We start from the raw sequence: 13641 nt of genomic DNA, 5'->3' as shown, positions 1-13641 counted from the left end.
ACAGTTTATACGCCGCCCCCCTCACGCCACATCTTTGCGCGCGCGCCGGGCGGCGGCTCGACGGTCACAACCTGACTCAGGCGTCGCCGGCCTCCGACGCGTCGTCGTCGGCATCGGCGTCCGCCTCGGCGATCTGCTGCAGACCCGAAAGCTTGGTGCCTTCATCGAGACTGATGAGTGTAACACCTTGCGTCGCCCGCCCCATCTCGCGGATCTCCGATACGCGCGTGCGGATCAGCACGCCCGCCGTCGTGATCAGCATGATCTGATCCTCGGTGTCGACGAGCGTCGCCGCAACGACGCGGCCGTTGCGCTCGGACGTCTGGATCGCGATCATCCCCTTCGTGCCGCGCCCGTGGCGCGTGTACTCGGTGATCGGCGTGCGCTTGCCGTAGCCGTTCTCGGTCGCGGTCAGCACCGACTGCTCCTCGCTGCCCGCGACGAGCATCGCGATCACCTGCTGCCCGTCGTCGAGCTGCATCCCGCGCACGCCGCGCGCCTCGCGGCCCATCGGACGCACGTCGTTCTCGTCGAAGCGCACCGCCTTGCCGGCGTCGGAGAACAGCATCACGTCGTGCGCACCGTCGGTGATCGCCGCGCCGATCAGATAGTCGCCGTCGTCGAGGCCGACCGCGATGATGCCCTTCTTCATCGGGCGGCTGAACGCTTCGAGCGGCGTCTTCTTGACCGTGCCCAAAGCCGTCGTCATGAACACGTACTTGTCGGCCGAGAATTCCTTCACGGGCAGCACGACGTTGATCTTCTCGCCGTCCTGCAGCGGGAACATGTTGACGATCGGACGGCCGCGCGAGTTGCGCGAGCCCTGCGGCACCTCGTAGACCTTGACCCAGTACACGCGGCCGCGGTTCGAGAAGCACAGGATGTAGTCGTGCGTGTTCGCGATGAAGAGCGTCTCGATCCAGTCGTCTTCTTTCATCTGCGTCGCCTGCTTGCCGCGGCCACCGCGCTTCTGCGCGCGGTACTCGGACAGCGGCTGCGACTTCACATAGCCCGCGTGCGACATCGTGACCACCATGTCCTGCGGAGTAATCAGGTCTTCGGTGTTCAGCTCGGTCGCGTTCAGCTCGATCTTCGAGCGGCGCGCATCGCCGAACTCGGCCTTCACCGCAGCCAGTTCTTCGCCGATCATCACCGTGATCCGCTCGGGGCGGGCCAGGATATCCAGCAAATCCGCGATCTGCGCCATCACGTCGCGATATTCGCCGATGATCTTGTCCTGCTCGAGGCCCGTCAGGCGTTGCAGGCGCATCTGGAGGATTTCCTGCGCCTGCGTGTCGGACAAACGGTACAGGCCGTCGCCCTGCATGCCGAACGCCGGGCTCAGCCCTTCCGGGCGGTACGCCGCGCGCCCGCCCGCCGCCGCGTTCTCCGCCTCCGCGCGCGTGAGCATCTCGCGCACGAGCGACGAATCCCACGACTTCGCCATCAGCTCCTGCTTCGCGATCGGCGGCGTCGGCGCGGCCTTGATGATCGCGATGAACTCGTCGATGTTCGCGAGCGCGACGGCGAGACCTTCGAGCACGTGGCCGCGCTCGCGCGCCTTGCGCAGTTCGTAGACTGTGCGCCGCGTCAGCACTTCGCGCCGATGCGACAGGAAGCACTGCAGGATCTCCCTCAGATTCAGGAGCTTCGGCTGGTTGTCGACGAGCGCGACCATGTTCATGCCGAACGTGTCCTGCAGCTGAGTCGCCTTGTACAGGTTGTTCAGCACGACCTCGGGCACCTCGCCGCGCTTGAGCTCGATCACGACCCGCATGCCGCTCTTGTCCGACTCGTCGCGAATGTCGGAGATGCCCTCGAGCTTCTTCTCGTTGACGAGCTCGGCGATCCGCTCGAGCAGCGAGCGCTTGTTGACCTGGTACGGCAGCTCGTCGACGATGATCGCCATCCGCTGGCCGCGGTCGATCTCCTCGAAGTGCGTGGCCGCGCGCATCACGACGCGCCCGCGGCCGGTGCGGTAGCCATCGCGCACGCCGGCAACGCCGTAGATGATGCCCGCCGTCGGGAAATCGGGCGCGGGGATGATCTCGATCAGCTCGTCGACGCTCGCCTGCGGATTGTTCAGCAGGTACAGGCATGCGTCGACGACCTCGTTCAGGTTGTGCGGCGGAATGTTGGTCGCCATGCCGACCGCGATCCCCGACGAACCGTTGATGAGGAGGTTCGGAATCCGCGACGGCAGGATGAGCGGCTGCATCTCGCTGCCGTCGTAGTTCGGGCCGAAGTCGACGGTTTCCTTGTCGATGTCCGCAAGCAGTTCGTGGCCGATCTTGGCCATCCGGATTTCGGTGTAGCGCATCGCGGCCGCGTTGTCGCCGTCGACCGAGCCGAAGTTGCCCTGGCCGTCGACGAGCATGTAGCGCAGCGAGAAATCCTGGGCCATCCGGACGATCGTGTCGTAGACCGCAGTGTCGCCGTGCGGATGGTATTTACCGATCACGTCGCCGACGATACGCGCGGACTTCTTGTAGGGCCGGTTCCAGTCGTTGTTCAACTCGTGCATCGCGAACAGCACGCGCCGGTGCACGGGCTTCAAGCCATCGCGGACATCCGGAAGGGCACGTCCGACGATCACGCTCATGGCGTAATCGAGATACGACTTGCGCATTTCCTCCTCGAGGGAGGTGGGCAGGGTCTCTTTGGCGAATTGATCCATGTATCCGTATCTTTTCGGAGCGAAGACGGGGCCGCCTTTCGCGTGGGCGCCGCTCGCGCGACGCAACGTGCGATTCTAACATGCGCCCCAACCCGCCCCAACGCGGGGCCCTCTATATAAGAATGGCGAAACTTGCGCGAGCGGATCGCCGGCCGCTTCGCGCCCTGCCTGCCCGCCCTGGCCGCCGATACGCACACAAAAAAACACAAAAGGGCTAACGAAAGGTTCGCACTTCAAAAAATCTGCAATTCCCTGCCAATGGACTTGACAATTTTCTAAACATGCGGCAAGCGGTGTTGCACTCGCGCCACAATCGATAGACCGATGTTAGGGTGGGGAGGATTTTTTTTCGTGGGAAGGGAACGATATGGCAAAATGCCAACGCACTGAAAGTTAGACGCTGCTCGAAGTCTACACAGAGCGGTGCCGCGTTTTTTGTGCCGCACCAATGTTATACTTCGAGCAATGTATGACTTGTCATCGTCAACAGGCTCGCAGTAAACCTGCGGTAATCTCAATTTCGAGAGGAGAAATATGAATAAACTTTCAAAGCTCGCGTTCATTGCAGCTACCGCAGTTATGGCTGCATCCGCTTCGGCACAGTCGGTGCCGGCGTCGCGACAAGCCGTGAATGACAACTGGGTGAATGGCACGGGCGAATGGGTGTGGATGAACGGCACGAACGAGCTCTGCTGGCGCGATGCGTTCTGGACGCCGGCCACCGCCAACGCGAAGTGCGACGGCGCGCTGGTCGCCCAAGCACCGGCCCCGGCACCGGTCGCACCGGTTGCTCCGGCCATCACGAGCCAGAAGATTACGTACCAAGCCGATACGCTGTTCGACTTCGACAAGGCCATCCTGAAGCCGGCCGGCAAGCAGAAGCTTGACGAACTGGCCGCGAAGATCCAAGGCATGAACGTCGAAGTGGTCGTGGCCACGGGCTACACCGACCGCATCGGCTCGGACAAGTACAACGACCGTCTGTCGCTGCGCCGTGCGCAAGCCGTCAAGTCGTACCTCGTCAGCAAGGGCGTCCCGGCGAACAAGGTCTACACGGAAGGCAAGGGCAAGCGCAACCCGATCACGGGCAACACCTGCAAGCAGAAGAACCGCAAGCAGCTCATCGCTTGCCTCGCACCGGACCGCCGCGTGGAAGTCGAAGTGGTCGGCACGCAGGAAGTGCAGAAGACGACCGTTCCGGCGAAGTAAGCCGCGAATCGTTCGCATCTGCTTCAAAAGCCCCGCTTCGGCGGGGCTTTTTCATTGACGCGGCCCGACCGATCCGCGGCCGCACGCCTGGCGACCCCGCCCGCTTAGCTTATATACTCGTGGCTTGACGGGCGCGCCGCCGCCCTCTTTCCCGCATCCGCTTGCCGACATGACGAACGCCGATCCGCACGAACTCCAGAAATTCAGCGACCTCGCTCACAAATGGTGGGATCCGAACGCCGAATTCAAGCCGCTGCACGATCTCAATCCGATTCGCCTGAACTGGATCGACGCGCACGCGCACCTGCCCGGCAAGCGCGTGGTCGACATCGGCTGCGGCGGCGGCATCCTGTCGGAATCGATGGCGTCGCTCGGCGCGCAGGTCAAGGGCATCGATCTTGCGACGGAAGCGCTCGGCGTCGCCGATCTGCACAGCCTCGAAAGCGGCGTGAGCGTCGATTACGAGGCGATCGCGGCTGAAGCGCTCGCCGCACGCGAGCCGGGCGCATACGACGTCGTCACCTGCATGGAGATGCTCGAGCATGTGCCGTCGCCCGCGAACATCGTCGCCGCGTGCGCGACGCTCGTGAAGCCGGGCGGCTGGGTGTTCTTCTCGACGCTGAACCGCAACCTGAAGTCTTACCTGCTCGCCGTGATCGGCGCCGAATACATCGCGCAGATGCTGCCGAAGGGCACGCACGACTATGCGCGCTTCATCCGCCCGTCGGAGCTCGCTCACTTCGTGCGCGCGGCCGGCCTGCAACTCGTCGAGATCAAGGGCATCACCTACCATCCGCTCGCAAAGCGCTTCGCGCTGTCGAACGATACCGACGTCAACTATCTCGTCGCATGCCGCCGCAGCGTCTGACCCGCCACTTGCACCGATCGCATTCATGAGCTCTTCGTCGCCCTCCTTCGCCGCCTCGCAGTCCGGCGCGCCGCGCCTCGAAGCGTGCGAGGCCGTGCTGTTCGATCTCGACGGCACGCTCGCCGATACGGCGCCCGACCTCGCGGCCGCGGTCAACAAGATGCAGCGCTCGCGCGGGGCCGCCCCAACGCCCCTCGATGCGCTGCGCCCGCTCGCGTCGGCCGGCGCCCGGGGGCTCATCGGCGGCGCGTTCGGCATCGTGCCCGCGGATGCGGAATTCGATGCGCTGCGCGACGAATTCCTCGCCAACTACGCGACCGACCTGTGTGTGCACACGACGCTCTTTCCGGGCATCGGCGCGCTGCTGGACGACCTGGACGCGCGCGGCGTGCGCTGGGGCATCGTGACCAACAAGGCCGCGCGCTTCACCGACCCGCTCGTCGCACTGCTCGGCCTCGCGGCGCGCGCGGCATGCGTGGTCAGCGGCGACACGGCGTCGCACCCGAAACCGCATCCGGCCCCGCTGCTGCATGCCGCGCAGAGCCTGTCGCTCGCGCCCGAGCGGATCGTGTATGTCGGCGACGATTTGCGCGACATCCAGGCGGGCAGCGCCGCCGGCATGCCGACGGTTGCGGCCGCATACGGCTATTGCGGCGACGGCGTCGCGCCCGCCGATTGGCAGGCGCAGCATCTCGTCGAAACGACGGACGACCTGCAGCGACTATTGCGCGTGTTGCGCTATAATGATTGATCCGCTGGGGGCGACCTGGTTTCGACAGGGGTTGTGAAGCGGCTAGGGCATGTCGAGGACCCGTCACCTCGTTAATCAATGGGAAAAACGTAACTGCAAACGACGATACGTTCGCACTGGCAGCCTAAGGGCCGCCGTCCTCTGCCTAGTTCACTGACGGGCTAGTGTCGCAAGACCGGTAGCAATACCGACAGAGGTCATATACGTCAGTTAAGCCTGTCCGGCGTCACGACGGCCAGGTCGAAAATTGAGTGAATCGCCGTAACGGAGCGTGTTCGTCCGCGACGTCACGGTTAAATCAAACGACAGAACTAAACATGTAGAACTGGTCGTGGACCGCTTCTGGACGCGGGTTCGATTCCCGCCGCCTCCACCACCAAACACCCCAAAAGCCCTTGTTTCACAAGGGCTTTTTTTTCGCCGCCTTTTCTCCCGACCATTTCCGCGGCACGGCCTCATTGGCCGGCGCCGCAATCGCCCAGCGTGTGCGCCGCCGCTGCGCCGGCCGCCCATCCGCTTGCGATATCCATCGGTCACGCCGCACACTGCGTTACCCGGCTTGCGCGTCGTCGGTTCGCGTCATGCGCGAGCGCAACATAGCGGGTAATACATGATGGCCTGTGTTTTTGAACGTGGCAGGCTAGCTTGCCGGTCGTAGCGTCGGAACCGATTTCGTCCGAACGATGTCGCGATCCGCTTGTCGCTCAATTCCTCGGGAACAGATCATGCGAATCCCCGAACTCGCGCTCTTCCTGCGTGCCTGGCTGCGCAATCCGCGACAGGTCGGCGCGCTCGCGCCGTCCGGCCCCGCGCTCGCCGCCCTGATGACCGCCCAGATCCCTGGCGATAGCGCGCGCGTGATCGAGCTCGGCGCGGGCACGGGCGTCTTCACGCGCGAGCTGCTGTCGCGCGGCGTCGCGGCGGACCGGCTCGTGCTCGTCGAAGCCGATCCGGCGTTCGCCGCGACACTGCGCCGCCGCTTCCCCGCGCTGCGGGTCATGAACATGGATGCAGCCGAGCTCGGCATCACGCACGGCCTGTTCGGCGACGCGCGCGCGAGCACCGTCGTCAGCGGCCTGCCGCTCGTCGCGATGCCTGTCGAACAGGCAATCGCGATCGTGCACGGCGCGTTCGCAATGCACCTCGGCCCGGGCGGCGCGTTCTATCAGTTCACTTATCTGCCCCGCTGCCCGATTCCCGCCCGCCGGCTCGCGGCGATCGGCATTCGCGCGGAACGCATCGGCATCGCGTGGGCGAACGTGCCTCCCGCGGCCGTCTATCGGCTGCAGCGCCACGCGGACTTCTCGGGCTCCCCGTCGTCGCTCGGCCATCCGTGGCCAGGCGCGCGGCCACCTTCGACGGCCGCGTAACGTCATGCCGCGATGCGGCGACCACTGCTTGCGGCGTTCGTTCTTCGTCGCTCTGTCGCTCTGACGGATACGTCGCGCATGAACCCGCCGGGCGCGACGCGCGTCCGTCGAGATCTCGCGCGGCCGCTTCGCGCGCCGCGCGTGCGCCCCGTCAGTCCATCGGACACTTCAGGTTGCAGCCGTTCGGGTCGCCCATGTCGCCCTTCCTGCGCAGGTCCGATTTCTTGCCGCTCTGATATTTCTTCGTCGGCGCCGACGCGGCGAACTGCATCTGCGGATGCTCGTTCAGCCGAAACTGGTCGTTCAGGATGCCGCCCGGCAGGCCGGGCGAGTTCTGCGCGAACGCGGCCGTCGCGGCCGCGGCGAGCGCCCCCGCGACGGCGGACGCGACGGCGAGTTGGGTCAGGAGCTTCATCGATGTCGAACGCCTATCGGCGCTTTGGATCACACGAAAGGAAGCGGCAAGCGTAACGCAAATGCGCGCGCCTTGCAGCGCCGCTCGCGCCCCTTTTCGTTACCGCCGATGACCGTCGGCGCGCGCGTCATCGGCCGTGCCCGCGAGGCCCGCCGCCACATCGACGAGCGCGCCGCACGCGCCCGGATCGTAGCCGTCGAGCCGCGCGACGGCGGCATGGTATGCGTCGTCGCGCAGCAAAGCGAACGCGCCCGCGAGCGGCGCGTCGCCGAGCCGCGCGCGCTCGCACGCGAAGTAATAGTCCTCGTCGACGATCGGAATGAAGTCGAGTCCGAAATGGCGCGCCGCCGGCTCGACGCCGAAGCCGAGATCGGCCATCCCGCTCGCGACGAACGCGGCGATCGCCGAATGCGTGAGCTCCGCCGATGCATAGCCGTCAATCCGCTCCGGATCGACGCCGATGTCGCGCAGCGCGAGATCGAGCAGCATCCGTGTGCCGGAGCCCGGCTGCCGGTTGACGAAGCGAATGTCGCCGCGCGCGAGATCGGCGAGCCCCGCGATCCGCTTCGGGTTGCCGCGCGGCACGAACAGGCCCTGCTGGCGGCGCGTCAGGTGGATCAGCACGTGATCGGCGTCGTCGAGCCACGGCCGGTAGATCTGCGCGCAGGGCGCGCGAAACGCGCCGCGCGGCAGATGAAAGCCCGCCAGATCGCATTCGCCGCCCGCGAGCGCGCGCATCGCTTCGACGCTCTCGCGGTACTTGATGTCGACGGGCGAGCCGGCTTCGACGAGCGCGGACACGAGCGCCGCGACCGCGTAGCCGTGCGACGCGTGGATGCGCAACGCCCCGGCGTGACGCGCGAGCCGCCGGTTGAGCCCGCTCGCGACTTCCGCCGCGAGCGCGCGCAGGTTGCCGTCGAGACGCTCGCCCGCGAGGCGCTGCGCATCCACGACCGCCTGCCCGAGCTCGGATAGCGACGAGCCCTTGCCGCGCACGGTTTCGATCAGCGCGCCGCCGACGCACGCCTCGAGCGCGCGCAAGAGCCCCCATGCGTGCCGGTACGACAGCCCTTTCGCGTCGGCCGCCTGCGCGATGCTGCCCGTCGTCGCGACGAGCTCGAGGAGCGGCGCCACGTCGGTCAGGCTCGCCGTGCGGCCGTCGGTGTCGCGCACGACCAAATGCGCGTCGCATTCGACTCGAATCATTTATGCAATCCTATTTCCTATTGCGACCATCATTCTATCGATTTATCGTTGATACATATCAATATCTCAAAGTCCGTTTGCGCTCCATATGAATCATAAGCGCATATATGACTTCGGAGGAGGCAACTGGATGTCCCCCAATTCCGTCGTGCCCGACACGCTCGTGCGCGCGCATGCTCAACCCGGCCGGTCGCTCGTCGCGATCCTGCACGCGATCCAGGACGACGCGGGCTACGTGCCGCCCGCGTGCATCGAGCCGCTCGCGAAGGCGCTCAATCTGTCGCGCGCCGAAGTGCACGGCGTGCTGACCTACTACCACCACTTCCGCACCGCCCCGCCCGCGCGCGTGACAATCCGGCTCTGCCGCGCGGAAGCGTGCCGCAGCATGGGCGGCGAGGCGCTCGTCGCTCACGCGCAGGCCCGCGCCGGCTGCCGGATCGACGGCGAGCACGGCGGTGAGGTCGCGCTCGAATCGGTCTATTGCCTGGGCCTTTGCGCGCAGTCGCCATCGCTCACGATCAACGACGAGCCGCACGCGAAAATGTCGCCCGAGCGCTTCGACGCGCTCTTCGACGCGGCTGTCCGCACCAAGGAGCCCGCATGAGCACGCGCATCCATGTGCCGCGCGATTCCGCTGCGCTCGCGGTCGGCGCGGACGCGCTCGCGCGCGCGATCGAGGCGGAGGCGGCAAGGCGCGGCGTCGCGATCGAGCTCGTGCGCAACGGCTCGCGCGGGCTTCTGTGGCTCGAGCCGCTCGTCGAAGTGGGCACCGCGGCGGGCCGCGTCGGCTACGCGAATCTCTCGGCGGGCGACGTCCCCGCGCTCTTCGACGCCGGCTGGCTCGAAGGCGGCGAACATCCGGCGCGCGTCGGCATCGTCGACGAAATCCCTTATCTGAAGCGCCAGCAGCGGCTCACTTTCGCGCGCATCGGCATCACCGATCCCCTGTCGGTCGACGACTACGTCGCGCACGGCGGCCTCGAAGGCCTGAAGAACGCGCTCGCGCTCGACGGCGCCGCCGCGTGCGAGACGCTCGTCGAATCGGGCCTGCGCGGACGCGGCGGCGCCGCGTTCCCGGCGGGCATCAAGTGGCGGACCGTGCGCGACGCCGCGGCCGCGCAGAAATACATCGTCTGCAACGCGGACGAAGGCGATTCGGGCACGTTCTCCGATCGCCTCGTGATGGAAAGCGATCCGTACTGCCTGATCGAAGGGATGATCATCGCCGGCATCGCGACGGGCGCGACGATCGGCCATATCTACGTGCGCAGCGAATATCCGCACGCGATCGCGGCGCTCGGCGAGGCGATCGCCCGCTCGCGCGCGGCCGGCTGGCTCGGCGCGAGCGTGCTCGGCACCGCGCACGCGTTCGAGCTGCACGTCGCGAAAGGCGCCGGCGCGTACGTCTGCGGCGAGGAGACGGCGCTCCTCGAATCGCTCGAAGGCAAGCGCGGCGTCGTGCGCGCGAAGCCGCCGGTGCCCGCGCTGTCGGGGCTATTCGGTCAGCCGACCGTCATCAACAACGTGATCACGCTCGCGACCGTGCCGATCATCTTCGCGCGCGGCGCGGCGTTCTATCGCGATTACGGGACGGGCCGCTCGCGCGGCACGCTGCCGTTCCAGCTCGCGGGCAACGTGAAGCGCGGCGGGCTCGTCGAGCTCGCGTTCGGCGTCACGCTGCGCGAGCTGCTGTTCGACTTCGGCGGCGGCACCGCGAGCGGGCGTCCCGCTCGCGCCGCGCAGGTCGGCGGCCCGCTCGGCACCTACCTGCCCGACAGCCAGTGGGACATCCCGCTCGACTACGAGGCGTACGCGGCCGTCGGCGCCGTCGTCGGGCACGGCGGCATCGTGCTGCACGACGACACGTCGAACCTCGCCGCGCTCGCCGAATACGCGATGCACTTCTGCGCGCTCGAATCGTGCGGCAAGTGCACGCCGTGCCGGATCGGCTCGACGCGCGGCGTCGAGACGATCGCGAAGATCCGCGCGGGCGACACGTCGGAAAAGCAGGTGCGCCTGCTGCGCGAGCTCTGCGACACGATGACCGCGGGCTCGCTTTGCGCGATGGGCGGCATGACGCCGTACCCGGTGCTGTCCGCGCTCGATCACTTCCCCGAAGATTTCGGCCTCGCGCCGCCCGCGAGCGGCGCGGCGCCCGCCACGGCCTGACAGCAGGAGTTCCGATGACTTCTTCCGCATTCGATTCGTCCCGGCAAGGCTGCGGCTCCGGCCAGTGCGCGTGCAAGAGCGCCGCGCACGCGCGTCGCGCCGATCCGTTCGACGACACCGACTACGGCACCCCGCAGCGCCACGCCGACGCCGACGTCACGCTCGACATCGACGGCCGCGAGGTCACGGTGCCGGCCGGCACGTCGGTGATGCGCGCGGCGATCGAGGCCGGCATCAACGTGCCGAAGCTCTGCGCGACCGATTCGCTCGAGCCGTTCGGCTCATGCCGCCTGTGCCTCGTCGAGATCGAGGGCCGGCGCGGCTACCCGGCGTCGTGCACGACGCCCGTCGAGGCCGGCATGAAGGTGCGCACGCAAAGCGACCGGCTGCAGGATCTGCGCCGCAACGTGATGGAGCTCTACATCTCCGATCATCCGCTCGACTGCCTCACATGCGCGGCGAACGGCGATTGCGAGCTTCAGGACATGGCAGGCGCGGTCGGGCTGCGCGAGGTGCGCTACGGCTTCGACGGCAAGAACCATCTGAGCGACGCGAAGGACGAATCGAACCCTTACTTCAGCTACGACCCGGCGAAGTGCATCGTCTGCAATCGCTGCGTGCGCGCGTGCGAGGAGACGCAGGGCACGTTCGCGCTGACGATCGCCGCGCGCGGCTTCGACTCGCGCGTCGCGGCGAGCGCGGGCGACGCGTTCATGGATTCGGAGTGCGTGTCGTGCGGCGCATGCGTCGCCGCGTGCCCGACCGCGACGCTCATCGAAAAGAGCGTCGCGCGGCTCGGCCAGCCCGAGCACGAGGTCGTCACGACCTGCGCGTACTGCGGCGTCGGCTGTTCGCTGAAGGCAGAGATGAAAGGCGAGCAGGTCGTGCGGATGACGCCGCACAAGAACGGCCAGGCGAACGAAGGCCATGCGTGCGTGAAAGGCCGCTTTGCGTGGGGCTATGCAACGCACAAGGATCGCATCACGAAGCCGATGATCCGCGAGAAGATCACCGATCCGTGGCGCGAAGTGAGCTGGGACGAAGCGATCGGCCATGCGGCCGCGCAGTTCCGCCGCATCCAGGACAAGCACGGCCGCGATTCGATCGGCGGCATCACGTCGTCGCGCTGCACGAACGAAGAGACGTACCTCGTGCAGAAGCTCGTGCGCGCGGCGTTCGGCAACAACAACGTCGATACCTGCGCGCGCGTCTGCCATTCGCCGACGGGCTACGGCCTGAAGGTCACGCTCGGCGAATCGGCGGGCACGCAGACGTTCGCGTCGGTCGGCTCGGCCGACGTGATCGTCGTGATCGGCGCGAATCCGACCGACGGCCACCCGGTGTTCGGCTCGCGCCTGAAGCGCCGCGTGCGCGAGGGCGCGAAACTGATCGTCGCCGATCCGCGCCGGATCGATCTCGTCGACGGCCCGCACGTGAAGGCCGTCCATCATCTGCAACTGCGCCCCGGCACGAACGTCGCGCTCGTCAACGCGCTCGCGCACGTGATCGTCACCGAGGGCCTCGTCGACGAGGCGTTCGTCGCCGAACGCTGCGAGCCGCACGCGTTCGACGTGTGGCGCGCGTTCGCCGCGCGGCCCGAGAACTCGCCCGAGGCGACGGCGGACATCACCGGCGTGCCGGCCGACGCGGTGCGCGCCGCCGCGCGCCTGTACGCGACGGGCGGGCGCGCGGCGATCTTCTACGGGCTCGGCGTCACCGAGCACGCGCAGGGCTCGACGATGGTGATGGGCATCGCGAACCTCGCGATGGCGACGGGCAACCTCGGCATCGAGGGCGCGGGCGTGAACCCGCTGCGCGGGCAGAACAACGTGCAGGGCTCGTGCGACATGGGCTCGTTCCCGCACGAACTGCCCGGCTACCGGCATATCGGCGATGCGGCCGTGCGCGCGCGCTTCGACGAGGCATGGGCGACGACGCTGCAGCCGGAGCCCGGCCTGCGCATCCCGAACATGTTCGACGCGGCGCTCGACGGCAGCTTCAAGGGCCTCTACTGCCAGGGCGAGGACATCGTCCAGTCGGACCCGAACACGCAGCACGTCGCGGCGGCGCTATCGTCGCTCGAATGCCTCGTCGTGCAGGACATCTTCCTGAACGAAACCGCGAAGTACGCGCACGTGTTCCTGCCCGGCGCGACCTTCCTCGAGAAGGACGGCACGTTCACGAACGCCGAGCGCCGGATCTCGCGCGTGCGCCGCGCGATGAGGCCGCTTTCCGGCTACGCGGACTGGGAGGTGACGCTGATGCTGTCGCGCGCGCTCGGCTACGACATGCATTACGCGCATCCGTCCGAGATCATGGACGAGATCGCGCGTCTCACGCCGACGTTCGCGGGCGTGTCGTACGCGCTGCTCGACGCGCTGGGCAGCGTCCAGTGGCCGTGCAACGATGCGGCGCCGGAAGGCACGCCGACGATGCACGTCGATCACTTCGTGCGCGGCAAGGGCAAGTTCATGATCACGCAGTACATCGCGTCGCCGGAGAAGGTCACGCCGCGCTATCCGCTCATCCTGACGACGGGCCGAATCCTGTCGCAGTACAACGTCGGCGCGCAGACGCGCCGCACGGAAAACGTGCGCTGGCACGACGAGGACCGGCTCGAGATCCATCCGCACGACGCGAGCGATCGCGGCATCAAGACGGGCGACTGGGTCGGTGTCGAATCACGCGCCGGGCAGACGGTGCTGCGCGCGCTCGTCACCGAGCGGATGCAGCCGGGCGTCGTCTACACGACGTTCCACTTCCCGGAATCCGGCGCGAACGTGATCACGACCGACAGCTCGGACTGGGCGACCAACTGCCCCGAGTACAAGGTGACGGCCGTGCAGGTCGCGCCCGTCGCGCAACCGTCCGAGTGGCAGCGCGCGTACACGCGCTTTCGCGCGGAGCAGCTCGCGCTGCTCGAGCAGCGCACCGCCGCGAACGCGCCGGCAACCGCAACGGGCAAGTGAGGTCGAC

General features: G+C 67.2%; 10 protein-coding genes and 1 other RNA gene. 8 read left to right on the top strand and 3 right to left on the bottom strand.

Going from position 1 to position 13641, the window contains the following annotated elements; genetic code table 11:
- Positions 1–76 precede the first annotated feature (76 nt).
- Complete coding sequence (gene gyrA, locus BTH_RS20525) at positions 77–2677, bottom strand: DNA gyrase subunit A (protein WP_009889832.1); 2601 nt, start codon at positions 2675–2677, stop codon at positions 77–79.
- A 534-nt stretch (positions 2678–3211) separates the two neighbouring features.
- Here gyrA and ompA point away from each other — a divergent pair.
- The 5 genes from ompA to BTH_RS20505 all read left to right on the top strand — a co-directional run bounded on the left by ompA (position 3212) and on the right by BTH_RS20505 (position 6875).
- Positions 3212–3886: an outer membrane protein OmpA gene (gene ompA / locus BTH_RS20520; protein ID WP_011402120.1), complete on the top strand. Its 675-nt coding sequence runs from the start codon at positions 3212–3214 to the stop codon at positions 3884–3886.
- Positions 3887–4055: 169 nt separating this feature from the next.
- Positions 4056–4754, top strand: coding sequence for a bifunctional 2-polyprenyl-6-hydroxyphenol methylase/3-demethylubiquinol 3-O-methyltransferase UbiG (gene ubiG / locus BTH_RS20515; RefSeq protein ID WP_009889828.1), 699 nt, complete (start codon positions 4056–4058; stop codon positions 4752–4754).
- Positions 4755–4779: 25 nt separating this feature from the next.
- Positions 4780–5505: a phosphoglycolate phosphatase gene (gph, locus tag BTH_RS20510; RefSeq protein ID WP_009889827.1), complete on the top strand. Its 726-nt coding sequence runs from the start codon at positions 4780–4782 to the stop codon at positions 5503–5505.
- 6 nt (positions 5506–5511) lie between these two features.
- Positions 5512–5881, top strand: a transfer-messenger RNA (tmRNA) gene (ssrA, locus tag BTH_RS31635).
- A gap of 349 nt (positions 5882–6230) precedes the next feature.
- Complete coding sequence (locus tag BTH_RS20505; RefSeq protein ID WP_009889826.1) at positions 6231–6875, top strand: class I SAM-dependent methyltransferase; 645 nt, start codon at positions 6231–6233, stop codon at positions 6873–6875.
- A gap of 151 nt (positions 6876–7026) precedes the next feature.
- Here BTH_RS20505 and BTH_RS20500 read toward each other — a convergent pair whose 3' ends face one another.
- Positions 7027–7290, bottom strand: a complete 264-nt coding sequence (locus BTH_RS20500) for a hypothetical protein (protein ID WP_009889824.1) — start codon at positions 7288–7290, stop codon at positions 7027–7029.
- 99 nt (positions 7291–7389) lie between these two features.
- The gene (locus BTH_RS20495) at positions 7390–8496 is read right to left on the bottom strand and encodes a substrate-binding domain-containing protein (protein WP_011402118.1); all 1107 of its coding nucleotides are present in this window, start codon (positions 8494–8496) and stop codon (positions 7390–7392) included.
- Between the two features lie 130 nt (positions 8497–8626).
- On the opposite strand from BTH_RS20495, the gene BTH_RS20490 reads away from it, so the two are divergent.
- From BTH_RS20490 to fdhF, 3 genes are read left to right on the top strand one after another with little or no spacing between them, the layout of a single operon-like run.
- Positions 8627–9100 carry an NAD(P)H-dependent oxidoreductase subunit E gene (locus BTH_RS20490; protein WP_009889820.1) on the top strand — a complete coding sequence of 158 codons (474 nt, stop codon included), beginning with the start codon at positions 8627–8629 and terminating at the stop codon, positions 9098–9100.
- Positions 9097–10665 carry a formate dehydrogenase beta subunit gene (locus BTH_RS20485; protein WP_009889818.1) on the top strand — a complete coding sequence of 523 codons (1569 nt, stop codon included), beginning with the start codon at positions 9097–9099 and terminating at the stop codon, positions 10663–10665. The genes BTH_RS20490 and BTH_RS20485 overlap by 4 nt, the downstream gene beginning before the upstream one ends.
- Positions 10666–10679: 14 nt before the next feature.
- A complete protein-coding gene (gene fdhF / locus BTH_RS20480; protein WP_009889817.1) occupies positions 10680–13634 on the top strand; it encodes a formate dehydrogenase subunit alpha in 2955 nt (984 codons plus the stop codon).
- Positions 13635–13641: the final 7 nt, after the last annotated feature.

The organism is Burkholderia thailandensis E264 (assembly GCF_000012365.1).
Classification (GTDB): domain Bacteria; phylum Pseudomonadota; class Gammaproteobacteria; order Burkholderiales; family Burkholderiaceae; genus Burkholderia; species Burkholderia thailandensis.
This window is presented reverse-complemented; position numbering and strand designations above follow the sequence as displayed.

Excerpts from the sequence above, each read along its gene's own strand:
- gyrA (WP_009889832.1), bottom strand. The coding sequence starts at position 2,677 with ATGGATCAATTCGCCAAAGAGACCCTGCCCACCTCCCTCGAGGAGGAA.
- ompA (WP_011402120.1), top strand. The coding sequence starts at position 3,212 with ATGAATAAACTTTCAAAGCTCGCGTTCATTGCAGCTACCGCAGTTATG.
- ubiG (WP_009889828.1), top strand. The coding sequence starts at position 4,056 with ATGACGAACGCCGATCCGCACGAACTCCAGAAATTCAGCGACCTCGCT.
- gph (WP_009889827.1), top strand. The coding sequence starts at position 4,780 with ATGAGCTCTTCGTCGCCCTCCTTCGCCGCCTCGCAGTCCGGCGCGCCG.
- BTH_RS20505 (WP_009889826.1), top strand. The coding sequence starts at position 6,231 with ATGCGAATCCCCGAACTCGCGCTCTTCCTGCGTGCCTGGCTGCGCAAT.
- BTH_RS20500 (WP_009889824.1), bottom strand. The coding sequence starts at position 7,290 with ATGAAGCTCCTGACCCAACTCGCCGTCGCGTCCGCCGTCGCGGGGGCG.
- BTH_RS20495 (WP_011402118.1), bottom strand. The coding sequence starts at position 8,496 with ATGATTCGAGTCGAATGCGACGCGCATTTGGTCGTGCGCGACACCGAC.
- BTH_RS20490 (WP_009889820.1), top strand. The coding sequence starts at position 8,627 with ATGTCCCCCAATTCCGTCGTGCCCGACACGCTCGTGCGCGCGCATGCT.
- BTH_RS20485 (WP_009889818.1), top strand. The coding sequence starts at position 9,097 with ATGAGCACGCGCATCCATGTGCCGCGCGATTCCGCTGCGCTCGCGGTC.
- fdhF (WP_009889817.1), top strand. The coding sequence starts at position 10,680 with ATGACTTCTTCCGCATTCGATTCGTCCCGGCAAGGCTGCGGCTCCGGC.